Below are 15,528 nucleotides of genomic sequence, written 5' to 3' on the forward strand. Positions count from 1 at the left end.
CGATTACTACTTAATTAGAAACCCGCCTTGCGGAGGTTCTCACGACCGATGGTCGCCTTTTCGAGCGGTACGTCGAAGGACTTTACCGGGAACAGGTCCTGCTCAACAACGCACCAGCCGTCATAGCCGCACTCGTCGAGTGCCTTATGCATTGCAGTGAAGTCGATGCTGCCCTTGCCCGGCTCAACCATGATATCCTCGGTTACAGCCTTGGCAAAAGACCACTTGTTTTCGTCCATCTTAGCCTTGACTGCCAGATCGCAGTCCTTGAAGTGGATGTACGGGATGCGCTTCGCCCACTTCTTGTAGAAGGAAATCGGCTCGCCGCCGCCGTACACATGGTGACCGGTGTCGAAGCACAGGTCGACGGTCGTGTCGTTCAGGAAGCGCTCGATCTGCTCCTCAGTCTGAACGTGGCTGTCTACATGCGGGTGGAACAGACCGATAAAGCCGTTCGCTGCGCAGCGGTCCGCGCACTTCTGCACGTTCTTGCAGTAAGTAGACCACTCCTCGTCGGTCAGCTCCGGATTCATCTCCAGCTCACCGGTAGCGAGGTTGGTGTACATCGGAGGCAGCAGAACGATATACTTCGCGCTCGGGAAAGCCTTCAGCAGCTTGGAGATATCGTCGATGTCCTTGAGCATGCCTTCAACAGCCGCGTCATCAAGGAAGTTGCCGCCCTCGGTAGCGCCTACCAGAGTCAGGCCGCGCGCGTCCATAGCGTTCTTGAGCACCTTGGGATCGTCGTTCGGCATATAGCCCCACGGACCGATCTCGCAGCCCTCGTAGCCGGCAACCTTCATTTCGTCCAGACAGCGCCACCACTGGGGCTGCTTTGCATTGTTCGGATCACTTGCCGGGAACCAGACGCCCCAGGAGTCCGGTGCAATACCAATCTTGATAGCCATAATTTTATCCTCCCTGTCAAATTATTCAGGAAACTGTCAGCCTTTCCGGTCTCGGCGGAATCACTCCCGCCGGAGACCGTTTCGGCATTATGTTTTAATTGATGTAAACGGGCAACTTACTTAACGTCAACCCACTCGTGAGTCTTGGAGGACTCGATAACAGCAGCTACGGTGCGGTCGATCTTGTAGCCGAACTCGAAGTCGGTTACATAGTCAGCGCCATTGGTGATAGCGTCGAACAGAGCATGAACCTCGAGGATCTTCATGTCGTTGTAAGCGATGGAGATGCCGCCTGCCGGCTGGAATGCGGAGTAACCCTTCATCAGCGGGTTGAGCAGTACGGTGCGGAAGCCGCGGTCGCGCTCGTTGTCAGACTGGAAGTAAACCTGAACTTCGCCCATGCGCTCCAGATCGTAGCGAACAGAGCCCTTGGTACCCTGAATCTCGTAGGTCAGGTAGTTCTTGCGGCCGGTAGCAACACGAGAGCAAGCAATCTGGCCGATAGCGCCGTTAGCATACTCAGCCATGAAGGTCATGATGTCCTCGTTCTCAACGTCAACCATCTCGGTGGAGCCTGCAGACTTCGGACGCTTCGGGAATACGGTGGTAGCAACTGCGTTTACCTTGGTGATGTCGCCCATGATGAACTGAGAGATGGACAGCAGGTGGGAACCGAGGTCGCCCAGAGCACCGCAGCCAGCCAGCTTGTTGATGTGGCGCCAGGTGATCGGGAGGGACTCGTCGAGCAGCTGGTCCTGATCGTAGGTGCCGGTAAAGCGCATGATCTTACCGAGAGCGCCGGACTGAACCAATTCACGAACGTAAGCGTTTGCCGGGTTCTGGGTGTTGTTGAAGCCAACGTAGTTAACTACGCCCTTCTTGGCAGCCAGCTCAGCCAGCTCTCTGGACTCCTCAGCGGAGATGGACAGCGGCTTCTCGCAGTATACGTTCTTGCCGTTCTCCAGAGCAGCCTTAGCAACTACATAGTGAAAAGCGTTCGGGGTAGCGATATCAACCAGGTCTACGTTCGGGTCGGTAACTACATCGTGCCAATCGGTGGAGATGCGCTTGAAGCCGATCTTCTTCTGAGCGGACTTTGCAGCCTCTTCGTTAGCGTCAGCTACGATCTCGAAGGATGCGGTGCCGTAGTCAGGGCCAAACAGCATCTCAGCGTCAGCCAGTGCAGAGGAATGAGCCTTGCCCATCCAGCCGGAACCTACCAGACCAATACGGATTTCTTTCATGATAATTTCCTCCTTGACATTTAAGTCTTAGACATACTCTTTTCACGATTTACCAGAAGTTTTTGTTTTGTTTTAACTTTCTGTATTTTCGTTTGTTTGACTATATTATATCCGCGAATAGGTTATATAACAATGCACTGTGTAACTCTGTTCTATACAAAAATTACTCTTTTATTTCCCCTCTTGTACAGCTTGCACAGAGCCGGATGTGTGCGTTTGCACACCTTGAACGAATACCGATTTAGCGTAGAAAAGTCTTTCAAAATAAGAAGATTTTCACATTTATTCTGTTCCCGCACCAGAGAAAATAATAAAAAAGAGGTGCACCGAAGTGCACCTCTGAGGCTGAAACAGTATGCGGTTTTACTTTGCCTTTACCGCGCCGTCCTTGATGAGATCCCAGTTTTTCTTGAGATAATCATAGCCGGAGTAAATGGTAACCAGCGTTACCACCCAGCCGACGATGGTCAGCAGCAGCGGCATACCATCCGCATGAGGGATGAACATAACAGCGGTAACACCATCGCCGTCCGCGAAAGCGATACCGTTTGCCAGCGCACCCATGATGATATAATACAGATAAATGACGATGATGCCGCCAATCTGCACACAGGTCTTGACCTTGCCCGTCCACGTTGCAGCCATAACAACGCCCTTATTGGCTGCAACCACGCGCAGAGACGTGATGATCAGCTCACGCGCGAGGATAACGCAGACCATCCAGCCTGCCATTGCCTTCTGCTCCACGAACAGGATGAGCGCGGAGGCTACGAGCAGCTTATCAGCCAGCGGATCGACAAATTTGCCGAAATCCGTCACCTGATTGTACTTTCGCGCCACATAGCCGTCCAGAAAATCCGTGAACGATGCCACGCAGAACAGAATGAGCGCAATCAGCGTGCAGGTCGGAAACGACACCTGTGCGGCGGTCGTATCCACATTCAGCATAGGCTGCGCCGCAAAATAGATGAAGAATGGGATCATCGCAATGCGGGTCAGCGTGATTTTATTTGCGGTTGTCATAGGAAATTATGCCTCCTTCTGACGGACACCGAGCAGGTCGGGGCCAAGGCTTTCAGTGATGAGCACGGACACGAAATCGCCTTCCGCCGGTTCGTTATCCGCCGCGTCAAAGTAGACGTGGCCGTCTACCTCGACCGAATCCGCGTAGGTACGGCCATACCACAGGCCCTGCTCCTCGTCAAACCCCTCGCAGAGCACCTGCATGACCTCACCGTGGCGGGAGGTATTGTAGTCATCGAGCACACCGGACTGCAGCTCTTCGACGATCAGACGGCGATTCTGCTTGGTCTCGTCATCGATCTGGTCGGGCAGTTCTGCAGCTTCCGTGCCTTCCTCCGGCGAATACTCGAACACACCGACGCGCTCAATGCCGACATTCTGCAGGAACTCACAGAGCTCCGCGAACTCATCCTCGGTCTCGCCCGGCAGACCGACGATCAGGCTTGTACGCAGTACCAGACCCGGAATACGCTCGCGCATATCCTCGATCAGCCTGGTAAATTCCGCGCCGTCACCCGGACGGTGCATAGCACGCAGAATACGCCCCGAAACGTGCTGCAGCGGAATATCAAGGTATTTTACGATTTTCGGCTCATCGGCAATCACGTCGATCAGCTCGTCCGTAATCTGGTCGGGATAGAGATAGTGCAGACGAATCCAGGTAAAGTCCAGCTTGCACAGCTCGCGCAGCAGCTCGGGCAGCAGACGCTTGTGCTCGGGCAGGTCCATACCGTACTTGGTGATGTCCTGCGCGATAACGATCAGCTCCTTTACGCCTGCGTCAGAGAGCGCACGCGCTTCCTCGAGCAGCGATGCCATCTCACGGCTGCGGTAACGGCCGCGCAGCTTGGGGATGATACAGTACGCGCAGGTGTTCGAGCAGCCCTCCGCAATCTTAAAGTATGCGGTGTAGGACGGTGTCAGGCGGTCGCGGCTGCCGTCGAGTGCAGCAGAGGTCATATCTGCCATGTACGCCGCCTGCTGACCCTTGAGCGCCGCATTGGCCGCGTCCACGATGTTATCATAGCTGCCCGTTCCGCAGAATACGTCGATCTCGGGCAGCTCAGCGCGCATCTCGTCAGCATAGCGCTGCACCAGACAGCCGGTCACGACCAGACCCTTCATATTGCCGGTCTGCTTATTCTGGGCGGTCTCCAGAATGGTTTCGATAGCCTCGGTCTTAGCGGCTTCGATGAAGCCGCAGGTGTTGACAACGCCAACGTCTGCTTCGGTCATATCCTCGGTGATCTCCCAGCCTGCGTCCCGCAGCCGGGCCAGCATGTGCTCGCTGTCCACGAGGTTTTTCGCGCAGCCGAGCGAAATAAGTCCTAATTTCGGCATGAGATTCTCCTTCTTGTCCACATTATTATTCTATTTTATTATACCGCACAATTTCGGGTTTGTCACCACTGACTGACGGAAAATTTGGCATAGAAAAAGACGCAGAGCAAACACTCTGCGTCTTTGGAATTGCTTGATTGCAAGCAGTTGGTTCGGTAAGGAAACCTTACTTCAGCTCAACCTTAGCGCCAGCAGCCTCGAGCTTCTCCTTGATCTCGTTAGCCTCAGCCTCCGGAGCAGCCTCCTTGATGGTCTGCGGAGCGGAGTCAACCTTCTCCTTAGCTTCCTTCAGGCCCAGGCCGGTGATCTCGCGAACAGCCTTGATAACGTTGATCTTGGAAGAGCCAGCGTCAACCAGAACTACGTCGAAGTCGGTCTTAGCGTCAGCAGCAGCTGCGCCGTCGCCGCCTGCTACAGCACCTGCAACAGCTACCGGCGTAGCGGATACGCCAAATTCTTCCTCGAGAGCCTTTACCAGCTCAGAGAGCTCCATAACCTTGAGCTCTTTTACAGCTTCCATAATCTCAGCGATAGTCATGGGATTAAACCTCCAATTTTAGATAATTTTTAAGTTAAAATGTGTTCCTGACCGAATAAATCAGTCAGTGCGGGGAAATTACTCAGCAGCTTCTTCTGCTGCAGCTTCCTTCGGGGCTACCAGTTCAGCAACCTTCATTTCCTCATTGCCCTCTGCCTTCTTAACGATAGCATCGCAAGCAATAGCGAGCTGCATAATGGGGTAGTTGAAGCTGTACAGTACCTGAGCGATAAGGGTTTCCTTGCTCGGCATAGCAGCCAGCTTCTTGACCTCGTCCTCACCGATGGCCTTACCTTCCAGGTAACCAGCCTTCAGGGTGAAGTTCTCGTGGGTCTTAGCAAAGTCAGCCAGGATCTTCGCCGGAGCGACAACGTCGTCGGTGGTGGAGATTGCCAGAGCGGTGGTACCGTGCAGGCACGCATCCAGCTCGTCAAAACCCAGTTCCTTAGCTGCAAAGCGGATCAGAGTGTTCTTGATGACAGCATACTCAACGCCAGCTTCACGGAGCTGCTTGCGGAGCTTGGTATCATCCTCTACGTTGATGCCCTTGTAGTCGACCAGTACACCTGCCGGAGAATTCTTGATCTTCTCTACCAGGGAAGCGACCAGAGCCTTCTTCTCTTCCAGAATCTTTGCGTTCGGCATCATTTTCACCTCCTGTAAAATAAAAGTACCCTCCCGGTGCAAAGACACAGGGAGGGTACACAGAAAACATAATCAAATATGATAATAAACATGTCTGTGTTGACCTCGGCGGGCGGCGAACAAATCGCCATTTAAGCCTTGCGGCGCCAGCTGTCTTTGACCAAGCTCATTTAGTATAACGCATATAGAGCGGGTTGTCAACACTTTTTTTTCAAAAAAACTAAAAATCAAGGCAACACCGCACAATTAAAGCTGCGGCGCTTTGCGGAAATTTTGTGTCCTGACTTTGGCTTCGGTTCCTTGCGCGAGTTCCGTCCGCGCTGCCGAGATTTCACGGCAATACATCAAGTATTACCGCAAACCGCGCCTTGTCAGCACGCAAAATTTGCTCGCAAATCGCTCTTGTTCAATTATGCAGTATTGCCTTAAAAATCAGTCGTTGATCGGACCGTCATTCCGCTCATCAATATTAACGTACTCGACATTCTTCGCAACAGGCTTATACGCCGGACGGATGATCTTACCGCCGGTGGTAACTTCCTCAAGGCGATGTGCCATCCAGCCGACGATACGCGCGGTAGCGAACAGCGGCGTATACAGCGACTTGGGCAGTCCGAGCATTTTGTAAACAAAGCCGGAATACATATCGACATTCGCGCACATCGGCTTGTCGCTGCCCTTGATTTCGGCAAAGACACCCGGCGTCAGCTTTTCTACCAGCTCGATCAAATCCATCTCGTCCGAATAGCCGGTCTTTTCCGCCAGCGGACGAGCAGCCTTCTTCAGTGCAACGGCACGCGGGTCGCTCAAGGTGTAAATCGCATGGCCCATGCCGTAGATCAGGCCGGAGCCGTCACCGGCTTCCTTATTCAAAATCTTACGTAGATAATTGCCGACCTCGGTCTCATCCTTCCAGTTGTGGATATTCTCCTTCATCTCCTCAAACTGCTTGACGACGCGCAGGTTTGCACCGCCGTGGCGCGGGCCCTTCAGCGAGGAAACCGCAGCCGCGATTGCCGAATAGGTATCCGTACCGGACGAAGAAGTAACACGCACGGTGAAAGACGAGTTGTTACCGCCGCCATGCTCGGCGTGCAGGATCAGACAGCGGTCGAGCAGCTTAGCCTCGTCATCGTTGAATTCGCCGGTCGGACGGATGAGGTGCAGAATATTCTCTGCAGTCGAACGGTTCGAATCCGGCACATGCAGGAACATGGAATCATTATCAAAGTAGCGGCGTTTTGCCTGATACGCATGCGAAATGATAACCGGGAACTTGGCCATCAGGCTGATGCCCTGACGCATAATGTTCTCGACCGTGGTTTCATCCGGGTTCGCATCATAGGAATACAGTGCCAGCGTTGCGCTTGCCAGCTTGTTCATGATGTCGCGGCTCGGCGCACGCATGATCATATCCTCGGTGAAGTTGTCCGGCAGGGCACGCTCCAGACCAATGGTATGCTGAAATTCCGCCAGCTGACGGCGGCTCGGCAGCTTGCCGCACATAAGCAGATAACCGATCTCCTCAAAGCCGAAGCGGTTTTCTTGCTCCAGACCGTGAATCAGGTCATATACATTATATCCGCGATAGGTCAGGCGGCCTTCGATCGGCTCACGCTCGCCCTCATTGACGATATAACCGTGTACATTGCCCAGATGAGAAGCACCGACCAGAACACCGGTACCGTCCGCGTTACGCAAGCCGCGCTTGATGCGGTAGCGCGTAAACAGATCGGGTGGGAGCTGGTTGTGCATACGAAAGCTCTCACTCAGTTCATGCAAAAGTTCTTCCTTTACATAATCAGGCTGAATCGTCATTCCGCCTTCTCCTTTCCATCCCAATAAATTATATAATGAATATATTGTACCGCAATCCTGCAAAAATGTCAATCAACGACACTTGTATAAACCGACAAAAACCGTTTTTTTGCAGGTTTTCCGCTTGTTCATCCTGATATCACGCAAGATTTTTATTTGCAGCGTGCAAAGATTTTATCAATTTGAAGCGAAAAAGTCGCCTGCAGTGTTGCCTTATCACCGGTTGACCGGTACACGCGGGCTGCGTCAGCAAGATGCCCTGCCAGTGCGGAAACACGCAAAAAGTCCTCTATCCACATGCGAACAGAGGACTTTCTCTATCAAATAGTCAGGATTTGCGATTTAATTGCGGCTCCACTGCGTGCCCTGACGGGTATCCTTAATGGTAACGCCCATATCAGCCAGCACACCGCGGATACGGTCTGCCTCAGCGAAGTTCTTCTCCTTCTTAGCTGCGGCGCGCTGCGCGATCAGCTCCTCGATCTTCTCTGCGTCCGGATCAACCGCATCGTCACGGTTCTGCACCAGATTGAGCACACCGGTCAGTTCCATGAACAGATCATGCGCTGCGGCCAGAAATGCCTTGGTTGCATCCTGATGTGCACCGTTGTACGCATTGATCTCACGGGTCAGCTCGAAGATGGCGGACAGTGCGTCTGCAGTGTTCAGGTCGTCGTCCATTGCGTCGATGAACTTCTGCTTGTAGCCCTTCAGAGCCTCCAGCTTCTCGGTCTCCTCGGCGGTCATGGTGTCGCCGGATGCCTTCTCGATGCGGAACTCCATATTATTGCGGGCCTCGTACAGACGGGCAAGGGAGGCCTTGTTCATCTCAAGCGACTCAGCGGAGTAGTTAAGCGGAGTGCGGTAGTGCGCGCTCAGCATGAACATGCGGATGGTCTCATAGCCGAACTGCTTTGCTGCGTCGCGGACCATGAAGAAGTTGCCCTTGGACTTGGACATTTTCTCATTGTCGATGGTCAGGAAGCCGTTGTGCAGCCAATAATGCGCAAAGGTGCAGCCGTTTGCACACTCGGACTGTGCGATCTCGTTCTCGTGATGCGGGAAAATCAGATCAAGACCGCCGGAATGGATGTCGATGGTCTTGCCGAGGTACTTGTTCGCCATAGCCGAGCACTCAATATGCCAGCCCGGGCGGCCCTTGCTGCCCCACGGCGTATCCCAAGCCGGCTCACCCGGCTTTGCAGCCTTCCAGACCGCGAAGTCCATCGGATCTTCCTTTACCTCGCCGACCGAGATGCGGGCACCGGCCTGCAGCTCCTCCATCGGCTGGTGGCACAGCTTGCCATACTCGGGGAAGGACTTGGTGCGGAAGTATACGTCGCCGTTCTCAGCAACATAAGCGTGACCGTTCTCGATCAGGCGCTCAACAATATCAATAATAGCGTCCATGGTCTCGGTCGCACGCGGGTGCACGGTCGCCTTCTTGACGCCCAGACCCTGTGCATCAACGAAATATTCCTTAATATAACGCTCAGCGATGGTGTTGAAGTCCACGCCTTCCTCGTTCGCCTTGTTGATTACCTTGTCGTCAATGTCGGTGAAGTTCTGAACGAACTCAACCTTGTAGCCGCGGTACTCGAAGTAACGGCGCAGCAGATCGAAAATGATGAACGGACGTGCGTTGCCGACATGGAAATAGTTGTATACCGTCGGACCGCAGGAATACATCTTTACCTCGCCCGGCGTGATCGGAACGAATTCCTCCTTCTGACGGGTCAGCGTGTTGTAGAGTTTCATGATTTTTATCTCCTTTTGATGGTTTTCAGGAAAGCTATGCGGAGTTTCGGGAATAAAAAAGCCTCCCACGGGATATTCTTCCCTCGGGAGGCGTACAAACGCGGTTCCACTCCGATTTTTCGCTCGTGCAGTGCGGTAACGGGCACTTCCCGCAGGGCGTTTGACCCTGTTGCTCGGCAGGCGCACTTCACCGTTTCCCGCGCAAAGCCCTTTCAGCCGAGGAGCTTCTCTCTTTCGCGCAAGGCGAGCCGGTTACTTTTCCTGCGTCATCGCATAAATAACGATTATAGTGATTTTATTATAACCATTTTGTGAGGAGAAGTCAAGCCGACCGATACAGACCACAGCTTTCCGCAAAATTAAATACACCGCAGAGAGCACCATCTTGACGAACAGCGCTTTCCGCGGTATACTATGGATATACAGGGACGCTATCTATGCAGTCAGCCCTTTATCGAATCAAAAGTTTTATGCTAATGACCGTTCGGGGACCAGCCGAGCGGTCATCGCGCTTTTACGAAGAAAATGTACAGTACAATGACCGCACAAATAAAAAGCTGAAGTGCTTTCTTCTTCATCTGCGCCCACCTCCTTTCCACCGCAGACCGCTTGGAAAGAAAGGGCTGACCGCCATACAAAAACAGCGTGTATATATCCTTAAACAACAGTATAGCGGATTAAGGCGTATTTTGTCTATGCGCTGTATGACTATAAAAACACCGCAGCGTGCACGATTTTAACAGTTCGTGCACCTGCGGTATATTTTTACACATGATGAAACGCGGTCAGAAAATCATACGCATCGAGCAGATTGCCGATATGAAAATCCATAACCTGTGCATCCACCGGCGAGCACCGGCAGTAATCCTTAAGGTTTTCCGGCGCGGTAAGACCATGTGCCTCCAGCCGCTCTATACTCTCCTCTCCGGGTGCCGGATTGGAGTCCATATTGCACAGCGCCGCCAGCTCACCGCACATTTTGGCAAGCAGCTGCTCGCAGCCGCGCAGATAGGCGGCCTCCTGCCGTCGGGCGGCAACACGCACTGCATGCTGCCACAGCGCTACCGGCTGCTTCTCGAAAATACGCAGCTCGGACGCAAGCGAGGTCATTTTCTCAGTCAGCGGCGTCAGATCCGGATAACGATGCTCGAGCACACGCGACTGCAGCAGCGGCAGAAACATTTTCTGAATCTCATCCATTGTATTGATGATCTTCTGGCGGTTGTTATACGGCCGAATCACCACATTGACGAGCAGCGCCACCACCAGACCGACCAGTGTATCCGTGAAGCGGTGGAAGCCATACACGATTGAATCTCCGCCGGTATACAGGCACACATCCGCAAACACGATGCTCGCCAGCGGAATCGCAAAATTCAGCTTGAGACCGATACACAGCGAAATCACACACAGCACGCCGAGCGCCATCCACACGAAAAACGTTGGATTGGGCAACACGGTAACAAACACACATGCGATCAGATAGCCGAGAAATGTACCCGCTATCTGATTAAGGCTCTCCTTGAGTGAATCCACCCAGGTACGGCTCATCACCGAGATCGCACCAATAGCTGCAAAAATAGGCAGGCTGGAACCCAGCACCATCGCCAGTGCAAGCGCCAGACCGACCGATACCGCAGTCTTGATGGCGCGCTGACCTACCCGAAACCGTTTGATAAACTGCAACGTCCTATCCCCTTTACCCCTGAATATCGTATGTTTTTAAGTGTACCACATTCTATCGGTAAAAGCCAACACAATCCTGTCACACAAAGAAAAAGGCTTCCCGGCCATCTGTTCCGGGAAGCCTTTATAAATTCGGTTTGATTACCGCTTACTTAGCAGTGCGCTCTGCCTTGCGAGCCTTAGCGAAAGAACGGCCGTTATCCAGCTCCATCATGCGTGCGCTTACCAGACCATTAAAGAAACCCTTCATCATGATATATACAACTCCTTAAAAGTTAATGACTAAATTACGTTTTTGTGTTTGGATCATTTCCTGATCACAGGTATTATAATACACGATAACCGCCTCTGTTACAAGAGCTATATTTTATGAACCTTCACCAATCGATGCACCATCTTTTTGTGCATATTTAACAGTGTCCGTTTGCGAAGTGTACAAATTAAACTATTTCAGCTTGTATGTTTTACATAACAAAGCTGGCAAATCCTCCAAATCGAGCATCCTCCCCTCGAATTTCCCTGCTTTTTGGCGAGCAGAATCTGCGTATCACCTTGACTTTTACGGCATTTCCCTATACTATTTATATGATAAAAATTATTTGCTACAATATAGATATAGAGCAACCCCAAACAGAGCCTGACCCGCTCGGTTTGGGGCTGCTGACTGTTTTGGGAGAGTGATGAGGATTGAATCAAAATCTGGTCGATCTGCAAAACCTGAAAAAAGAATTTGACGGAACGCCTGTGCTGCGCGGCATTTCGCTGTCCATCAAGCGCCGCGAGTTTGTGACCCTGCTCGGTCCGTCCGGCTGCGGCAAAACGACCACACTGCGCATCATCGGCGGCTTTGAGCAGCCGGATTCCGGCGATGTATTCTTCGACGGCAAGCGCCTGAACGACGTACCGCCGTATCAGCGCGAGATCAACACCGTATTCCAGCGTTATGCGCTGTTCCCGCACCTGAATGTTGCGGAGAATATTGCATTCGGTCTGCACATCAAAAAGCTGGACCGCGCAGACATCAAGCGCAAAACCGCAGAAATGCTCGAGCTGGTTGGTCTGCGCGGCTTTGAAAACCGCGATGTGACCAGTCTTTCCGGCGGTCAGCAGCAGCGTGTTGCCATCGCGCGTGCGCTGGTATGCGAGCCGCGTGTGCTGCTGCTCGACGAGCCGCTCGGCGCCCTCGACCTCAAGCTGCGCAAGGACATGCAAATCGAGCTGAAGCGTATTCAGCAGCGCACCGGCATCACCTTTATCTACGTCACACACGACCAGGAAGAAGCGCTGACGATGAGTGACCGCGTTGTCGTTATGAACCACGGCGTTATCCAACAGGTCGGCAGCCCGACCGATATCTACAACGAGCCGGTCAACGCCTTTGTTGCGGATTTCATCGGTGAATCCAATATCATTGACGGCGTGATGCTCGAGGACTGCAAGGTCGAGTTTTGCGGCCGCACCTTCGAGTGCGTGGACAAGGGCTTCGAGACGAATGCGCCGGTCGATGTTGTTATCCGTCCGGAGGATCTTAAAATCGTTTACGCCGGCGACGGTCTGCTGCAGGGCGTTGTTGAGTCCATCGTATTCAAGGGCGTGCACTACGAGATGATGGTTCGCACCCAGTTCTTCACCTTCATGGTGCATTCCACCATGGCGGAGTCGGTCGGCAAGACGGTCGGTCTGTCCGTCATTCCGTTTGACATCCACATCATGCACAAGAGTGCGGAGGCGCAAGCGTGAAAAAGTCCTTTGCCTATCCCTACGGCGTATGGCTCGCCGTATTTATCCTCGCACCGATTCTGATGGTCGTGGTCTACGCGTTCCACAATGCGGACGGCGGCTTTACGCTGCATAATTTCAGCTATCTGCCCGGCTACCTGCCGATTTTCGGACGGTCGTTCTGGCTGGCGTTCCTGTCAACAGTGGTGTGCCTCGTGCTCGGCTACCCGATGGCGTATCTGATGAGCCGCCTGTCCGCCAGCCGCCAAAGCCTGTGCATGATGCTGATTATGCTCCCGATGTGGATCAACTTCCTGCTCCGCACCTACGCATGGATGTCCATTCTGGAGAACAACGGCTTCATCAACCAGTTTTTCCGTTTCATCGGCTTAATATCCTTCCTGCAGAGCCATTTCGGCTATTCGCTCGATTACATTCCGCTCATCAACACGCAGGGCGCGATCGTGCTCGGCATGGTGTACAACTTTCTGCCGTTCATGGTGCTGCCGATCTATACCGTTCTCATCAAGCTCGACCGCAAGCTGATCGAAGCCGCGCAGGACCTCGGCGCGCCGACCCATCTGGTGTTCCGCCGCGTCATCTTCCCGCTGAGCATTCCCGGTGTGATTTCCGGCATTACAATGGTATTTGTGCCGTCCGTGTCCACGTTCGTTATTTCGCAGATGCTCGGCAGCGGCAAAAACCTGCTCGTCGGTGACCTTATCGACCTGCAGTTCATGGGCGGTGCGTACAACCCGCACCTCGGCTCAGCAATCGCGCTCGTCATGATCATCCTCATCTTTATCTGTATGTGGATCATGAACAAGTTCGATGACGGCTCCTCCGAGGAAGGAGGTCTGCTGCTGTGAAAAAGTTTTTCAAAAACTTCTATCTGCTGCTGATTTTCCTCTTTCTGTATGCGCCTATCGTTGTGCTGATGATCTTTTCGTTCAACGATTCCAAGTCGCGCCGCCTGTGGAACGGCTTCACGACCCGCTGGTACGTCGAGCTGTTTCAGGATGCGGATATTCTGCACTCGCTGTATGTCACGCTGCTCGTGGCTGTTGCCGCTGCCGCGATTGCAACCGTGCTCGGCACGATTGCCGCCATCGGCATCCACAACATGAGCCGCAGAGCCAAGGCGGCTTACCTGACCGTCAACAACATCCCGATGTCCTCCTCGGATACCATCATGGGCGTGACGTTCATGCTGCTGTTTGCCGCCATCGGTCTGGACAAGGGCTACCTGACCCTTATCCTCGCGCACGTTACGTTCTGCACACCGTATGTCGTTCTCAACGTCATGCCCAAGCTGCGCCAGCTGGATAAAAACGCCTATGAGGCCGCGCTCGACCTCGGCGCTACACCGCATCAGGCGCTCCACAAGGTCATCCTGCCGGAGATCATGCCGGGCATCGTCACGGGCGCTATCATGGCGTTCACCATGTCGATCGACGATTTCGTGGTGTCCTACTTTACCGCCGGTACGACCAGTCAGCCGCTGTCGGTCGTGATCTATTCGATGACCCGCCACCGCATGACACCGAAGATCAACGCCATCTCGACCATTCTGTTTTTGATCGTGCTCGCACTGCTCATCGTCATCAATATGCGTCAGTCCCGCGACGAGAAACGCCGCGAAGCCGCCCGTCGGAAAGGAGCGATGCAGCCGTGAAAAAACGTATGCTTTCCCTGCTGCTGTGCGGCGCGATGTGCACCGGACTTCTCTCCGGCTGCGGCAATGCATCCTCGGCGGAGGTGCTCAACGTATACAACTGGGGTGAGTACATCGACACCGACCTTATCGACCGGTTCGAGGAGGAAACCGGCATCAAGGTTATCTACAACACCTTCGATTCCAACGAAAACCTGTATTCGCGCATCCAGACCACGAGCTATGACGTTATCATCCCGTCCGACTACGCCATCTCGCGCTTTATCGACGAGGATATGCTCCAGCCGCTCAACTACGACCACATTCCCAACATGAAGCTGATCGACGAGAAATACACGCACCTCGACTTCGATCCGGAGCAGAAGTATTCCGTGCCCTACACCTGGGGCGTGGTCGGCGTCGTGTACAACACCAAGTACGTCGATGAAGCGGATATTGGCTCGTGGGATTTGCTGTGGAACCCCAAATACACCAACCGCACCGCGATGTTCAACAACTCGCGCGACGCGCTCGGCATTGCGCTGATGTACCTCGGCTATTCGCTCAACACCACCGACAAGGACGAGCTGCGCGAGGCGGCTGACCTTATCATCGCCGGAAAACCGGTATATCAGGGCATCTGGATGGACCAGATTCTCGAAAAACTGCCGAGTGAGGAAATTGTGGCTGCACCGTACTATAACGGCGATGCCGTCACCATGATCGACGAAAATCCCGACCTCGCATTCTACGTTCCGAAGGAGGGCACCAACCTGTTTGTCGATGCCATGTGCATCCCGAAGAACGCGAAGAACGTTTCGGGTGCGGAGAAGTTCATCAACTTCATGTGCTCGACCGAGGCGGCGATGGCAAACTGGGAGTATGTCGGCTATTCTAGTCCGCAGACCGAGGTTTATAAGGAACTGGACGAGGAGATCACCAGCGACCCGCTGTATTTCCCGGATATTACGCAGTATCCGACTGAGGCGTATACCAATCTGCCGACGGAAATCAACCAGTATTACAACGACCTTTGGGTTGATATTTTAACGTGATTTAATATGTTTGCCGTAGAGCGTGACGACCTCGGCACGCCGTGTAAACCATCTGCAACCCGTTACAACAGCGCGCCGAGTCGTCGCGCCCTACAGATTTTGACATCTGCGGCAAAGAAAAAGAACGTATCCGATCGGA

The 15,528-nt window shown here is 53.4% G+C and carries 13 protein-coding genes and 1 other annotated feature; of the genes, 4 read left to right on the forward strand and 9 right to left on the reverse strand.

What is annotated here, in order from left to right:
- Positions 1–14: 14 nt before the first annotated feature.
- The 9 genes from DW088_RS05515 to DW088_RS05555 form a co-directional block, all read right to left on the reverse strand.
- Positions 15–908, reverse strand: coding sequence for a TIM barrel protein (locus tag DW088_RS05515; RefSeq protein WP_118360052.1), 894 nt, complete (start codon positions 906–908; stop codon positions 15–17).
- A 116-nt stretch (positions 909–1,024) separates the two neighbouring features.
- Complete coding sequence (locus DW088_RS05520) at positions 1,025–2,152, reverse strand: Gfo/Idh/MocA family protein (protein WP_118360053.1); 1,128 nt, start codon at positions 2,150–2,152, stop codon at positions 1,025–1,027.
- Positions 2,153–2,515: 363 nt separating this feature from the next.
- Complete coding sequence (pgsA, locus tag DW088_RS05525; protein WP_118360054.1) at positions 2,516–3,175, reverse strand: CDP-diacylglycerol--glycerol-3-phosphate 3-phosphatidyltransferase; 660 nt, start codon at positions 3,173–3,175, stop codon at positions 2,516–2,518.
- Between the two features lie 6 nt (positions 3,176–3,181).
- Positions 3,182–4,516: a 30S ribosomal protein S12 methylthiotransferase RimO gene (rimO, locus tag DW088_RS05530; protein WP_118360055.1), complete on the reverse strand. Its 1,335-nt coding sequence runs from the start codon at positions 4,514–4,516 to the stop codon at positions 3,182–3,184.
- Positions 4,517–4,682: 166 nt separating this feature from the next.
- Positions 4,683–5,054 (reverse strand): 50S ribosomal protein L7/L12, encoded by a 372-nt coding sequence (gene rplL / locus DW088_RS05535; protein WP_118360056.1) that lies wholly within the window; start codon positions 5,052–5,054, stop codon positions 4,683–4,685.
- A gap of 78 nt (positions 5,055–5,132) precedes the next feature.
- Positions 5,133–5,699 carry a 50S ribosomal protein L10 gene (gene rplJ / locus DW088_RS05540; RefSeq protein WP_110435457.1) on the reverse strand — a complete coding sequence of 189 codons (567 nt, stop codon included), beginning with the start codon at positions 5,697–5,699 and terminating at the stop codon, positions 5,133–5,135.
- 10 nt (positions 5,700–5,709) lie between these two features.
- Positions 5,710–5,877 (reverse strand) — a sequence feature (ribosomal protein L10 leader region).
- Positions 5,878–6,131: 254 nt separating this feature from the next.
- Complete coding sequence (locus DW088_RS05545) at positions 6,132–7,517, reverse strand: citrate/2-methylcitrate synthase (RefSeq protein ID WP_118360057.1); 1,386 nt, start codon at positions 7,515–7,517, stop codon at positions 6,132–6,134.
- 342 nt (positions 7,518–7,859) lie between these two features.
- Positions 7,860–9,275 carry a cysteine--tRNA ligase gene (gene cysS / locus DW088_RS05550; RefSeq protein WP_118360058.1) on the reverse strand — a complete coding sequence of 472 codons (1,416 nt, stop codon included), beginning with the start codon at positions 9,273–9,275 and terminating at the stop codon, positions 7,860–7,862.
- Positions 9,276–10,040: 765 nt separating this feature from the next.
- Entirely contained in the window at positions 10,041–10,961 is a 921-nt protein-coding gene (locus tag DW088_RS05555) for an FUSC family protein (protein ID WP_158574620.1), read from the reverse strand.
- A 687-nt stretch (positions 10,962–11,648) separates the two neighbouring features.
- Here DW088_RS05555 and potA point away from each other — a divergent pair.
- Genes potA through DW088_RS05575 form a run of 4 tightly spaced genes read left to right on the forward strand, consistent with a single transcriptional unit; the run spans position 11,649 to position 15,389 of the window.
- Positions 11,649–12,701 (forward strand): spermidine/putrescine ABC transporter ATP-binding protein, encoded by a 1,053-nt coding sequence (gene potA, locus DW088_RS05560; RefSeq protein WP_118360060.1) that lies wholly within the window; start codon positions 11,649–11,651, stop codon positions 12,699–12,701.
- Positions 12,698–13,549: an ABC transporter permease gene (locus DW088_RS05565; protein ID WP_243029793.1), complete on the forward strand. Its 852-nt coding sequence runs from the start codon at positions 12,698–12,700 to the stop codon at positions 13,547–13,549. Before potA ends, DW088_RS05565 begins: the two co-directional genes overlap by 4 nt.
- Complete coding sequence (locus tag DW088_RS05570) at positions 13,546–14,355, forward strand: ABC transporter permease (protein WP_243029796.1); 810 nt, start codon at positions 13,546–13,548, stop codon at positions 14,353–14,355. The genes DW088_RS05565 and DW088_RS05570 overlap by 4 nt, the downstream gene beginning before the upstream one ends.
- On the forward strand, positions 14,352–15,389 hold the full coding sequence (locus tag DW088_RS05575) for an ABC transporter substrate-binding protein (protein WP_118360061.1): 1,038 nt from the start codon (positions 14,352–14,354) through the stop codon (positions 15,387–15,389). Before DW088_RS05570 ends, DW088_RS05575 begins: the two co-directional genes overlap by 4 nt.
- Positions 15,390–15,528: the final 139 nt, after the last annotated feature.

Origin of the sequence: Butyricicoccus sp. AM05-1, assembly GCF_003474415.1 — a bacterium.
Classification (GTDB): domain Bacteria; phylum Bacillota; class Clostridia; order Oscillospirales; family Butyricicoccaceae; genus Agathobaculum; species Agathobaculum butyriciproducens.

Bases quoted from the DNA above. Each gene is read 5' to 3' on its own strand.
- DW088_RS05515 (WP_118360052.1), bottom strand. From the start codon at position 908: ATGGCTATCAAGATTGGTATTGCACCGGACTCCTGGGGCGTCTGGTTC.
- DW088_RS05520 (WP_118360053.1), bottom strand. From the start codon at position 2,152: ATGAAAGAAATCCGTATTGGTCTGGTAGGTTCCGGCTGGATGGGCAAG.
- pgsA (WP_118360054.1), bottom strand. From the start codon at position 3,175: ATGACAACCGCAAATAAAATCACGCTGACCCGCATTGCGATGATCCCA.
- rimO (WP_118360055.1), bottom strand. From the start codon at position 4,516: ATGCCGAAATTAGGACTTATTTCGCTCGGCTGCGCGAAAAACCTCGTG.
- rplL (WP_118360056.1), bottom strand. From the start codon at position 5,054: ATGACTATCGCTGAGATTATGGAAGCTGTAAAAGAGCTCAAGGTTATG.
- rplJ (WP_110435457.1), bottom strand. From the start codon at position 5,699: ATGCCGAACGCAAAGATTCTGGAAGAGAAGAAGGCTCTGGTCGCTTCC.
- DW088_RS05545 (WP_118360057.1), bottom strand. From the start codon at position 7,517: ATGACGATTCAGCCTGATTATGTAAAGGAAGAACTTTTGCATGAACTG.
- cysS (WP_118360058.1), bottom strand. From the start codon at position 9,275: ATGAAACTCTACAACACGCTGACCCGTCAGAAGGAGGAATTCGTTCCG.